This is a genomic window from Salinimicrobium oceani, assembly GCF_012037645.1.
In genome coordinates, this window is the sequence record NZ_JAAVJR010001496.1 from 1 (window position 1) to 302 (window position 302).

Below are 302 nucleotides of genomic sequence, written 5' to 3' on the forward strand. Positions count from 1 at the left end.
TCCCATCCAACCAGGTTCGGTAAACAAGAACATATGCTCCTAACAGAACCAGCGCCAAGGTGGGATCTAAATTTTCCCAGAAATATATCAGCAGAAACAATGGTATGATCAGGCTTAAGTAATATGCAAAAACATTTTTCATTTATGCTCTTCCTGTGTTTTGTCTTTTTAATTCGTCTCTTATTTCGGCAAGTAATTCTTCCTGGCTAGGTCCTTTTGGTTCTGTAACTTTTGGAGCTTCTTTTTTTGTTTTGGTACGTTCATAAGCGCGAAGCACTAAAAAGATAAAAAAGGCTACAATG

The 302-nt window shown here is 37.4% G+C and carries 1 protein-coding gene; it reads right to left on the reverse strand.

Going from position 1 to position 302, the window contains the following annotated elements:
* Positions 1 to 142: 142 nt before the first annotated feature.
* A complete protein-coding gene (locus tag HC175_RS24900; RefSeq protein ID WP_479685268.1) occupies positions 143 to 301 on the reverse strand; it encodes a hypothetical protein in 159 nt (52 codons plus the stop codon).
* Position 302 lies beyond the last annotated feature (1 nt).